Raw genomic sequence first — 2,331 nt, 5'->3', positions numbered from 1 at the left:
TTAGAGTATAGTGATTTTAGTGGTATGGTAAAAATTTTATGGGAAAATAATTAAGGAGGGTAAGGTGAGATGGAGAATATATTAGAAGTTATAGGGGTTAATAAAAAGTTTGCAAGGTTTAAGATTGAAGATATAAATTTTTCATTGAAAAAGGGTACTGTAATGGGGGTTATTGGTGCTAATGGGGCAGGAAAGTCTACTATAATAAAATCTATAATAGGAATTAATGAAGTTGATTTAGGAAAGATAATTGCATTTGGAGAGAATTTATTAGAAAATCCAAGATTAAAAGAGAAAATAGGAATAGTTTATGATACTCCAATGGGGATTGGAAATTATAGATTAGAGAAAAATATTAGGATGATTAAAAAGTTTTATAAGTCATGGGATGATTCTAAGTTTAATTATTATAGTAAGAAGTTTTCTTTAGATATGTTTGAAAGGCTTAAAAATTTATCTAAGGGGCAAGAGCTTAGATATTCATTGGCAATAGCATTATCTTATAATGCAGAACTTTTAATTTTAGATGAACCAACAGCAGGACTTGATGCAGTAATTCGTGATGAACTTTTAGATATTCTTTTTGAATTAGTTGAAAATGAGGAAATATCAGTTTTATATTCAACTCATGTTACTACAGATTTAGAAAGAATTGCAGATTATATTACCTTTGTTAAAAAAGGAAGAATAGAGTTTAGCTTAGAAAAGGATAAATTAATAGAAGAAACTATTTTAGTTAAAGGAAAGAAAGAAGATTTAAATGAAGAAATAAAGAAATATTTAAAAGGGATACGACTTCATAAATATGGTTTTGAAGCTATAACAAATGAAAAAGAAAAATTAAAAGCTATAAATAAAAGTTTAGTTTTTGAAGAGGCAAGTTTAGACCAAATAATAGTTCACCTTACAAAGGAGGGCTAAAGGCTATGGTATTAGAATTAATAAAATTTAAGATTAAAAGTGCTATGGATATATGGTTTTTCTGGGGAATATTTATAATTACAGTTAATAGAGATATTTTTTATACAAATCTAGATGGAGAATTTACTTTTATCGTATTTGTACCTTTAATTATTTGGGGGGTTGTAGGAAGAAAAGCTGAGATGCATAGTATAATGCCTGTTAGCGAAAAAGAAATGTTAAAGGCAAATATTTGTATTGGAATATTAATGTTAGGGGGAATAGGAGCCTTTTATATAATGAGGACAGGTTTTTATAATGTAACAATACATTTTTATTCAGTACTTATAATAATGATAGGGTATGGATGTGTTGTTACAATAGGAGAACTTTTAGGAAATATGAAGTATTTAACTAATTCATTGGGATATTTATTTATATGGATGGTATATGCATTTAAGGATATTCAGTTATTAAAATTATTTACTATGGGAACTTTAATTTGGATAGGAATCTTTTTTATATTTATTTATAGAAAGATTCTTAAGAAATTAGGGAATAAAGGAATAAGTATGGAGTGATAATATGGTTAAAGAGCTTGTGAAAATGGATTTAAGAAGAATGGCATTAATGATAATTGTATATAGTTTTATAGGTTTGCTTTTAGGAGGAACAGGAACATCTAATTTTGTTATGCTTATATTGGGAATTAATGGAATATCAATGTTTTTAGAATCGAGAAAGAGTGATAAGTTTTTAAATGTGTTACCAGTTGATAGGAAGGAAATTTTAAAATCACAAATCGTAACTTCATTTATAATGATAGGAATTTTTTCAATCATGTTTATAATTACATTTTTTCTAGGACAATATAAGGCGGGATATCTAGTGCAAAGTTTTGGAGTAATAATAGTTATGATTGGAATTGTCTTTATTAAGGTTGTAGAATTTAATATAGAGGAAAATAATATAGGAATAGTATTAAAACATATACACATAATACTTCCGTTAACTCTTTTTATATTAATTATAGTAACAGAGAAGTCGGCAATATATGTATTTAATATATTTTTAATTATAAGTATTTGTGTTTTATTAGTATGGTTTTTAAGCTTTGGAAGAAAATATTATATGAAGCTTAATGCTTTAGTGAAATAATATAATTAACATTTTGAGAACTATAAAATAATAGTGTTAAAATTTGTTATAATAAAACAAAAGAAAAGTCAGGAGTGATTTATATGAGTAAAAGAAAAGTATTAATTCCTATCGATGGAAGTGAGAGAAGTTTAATATCACTAGAATATTTAAAAGATTTTTATGATCCTGAAAAGGTTGAAATAATTTTAATGCATGTTAAAGAGATTGTATTTGTAAGTGGAATAGTTATGGCAGATGAAATAAAGGTTGCTGAAGCTTTAGGACAAAAAA

General features: G+C 26.0%; 3 protein-coding genes and 1 pseudogene. All 4 read left to right on the top strand.

The features are described from left to right. Positions 1–69 precede the first annotated feature (69 nt). A complete protein-coding gene (locus ACRDDY_RS09535; protein ID WP_438564717.1) occupies positions 70–921 on the top strand; it encodes an ATP-binding cassette domain-containing protein in 852 nt (283 codons plus the stop codon). Positions 922–926: 5 nt separating this feature from the next. Next, positions 927–1,481: a hypothetical protein gene (locus ACRDDY_RS09530; protein ID WP_438564716.1), complete on the top strand. Its 555-nt coding sequence runs from the start codon at positions 927–929 to the stop codon at positions 1,479–1,481. Between the two features lie 4 nt (positions 1,482–1,485). Further along, on the top strand, positions 1,486–2,058 hold the full coding sequence (locus tag ACRDDY_RS09525) for a hypothetical protein (RefSeq protein ID WP_438564715.1): 573 nt from the start codon (positions 1,486–1,488) through the stop codon (positions 2,056–2,058). A gap of 83 nt (positions 2,059–2,141) precedes the next feature. Continuing rightward, a pseudogene (locus tag ACRDDY_RS09520) lies at positions 2,142–2,331 on the top strand (universal stress protein); the annotation flags it as partial.

The sequence above is a fragment of the Clostridium sp. genome (assembly GCF_051656525.1).
GTDB lineage: Bacteria > Bacillota > Clostridia > Clostridiales > Clostridiaceae > Clostridium.
The sequence above is the reverse complement of the archived record's forward strand: the minus strand, read 5'-3'. Positions and strand labels throughout refer to the sequence as shown.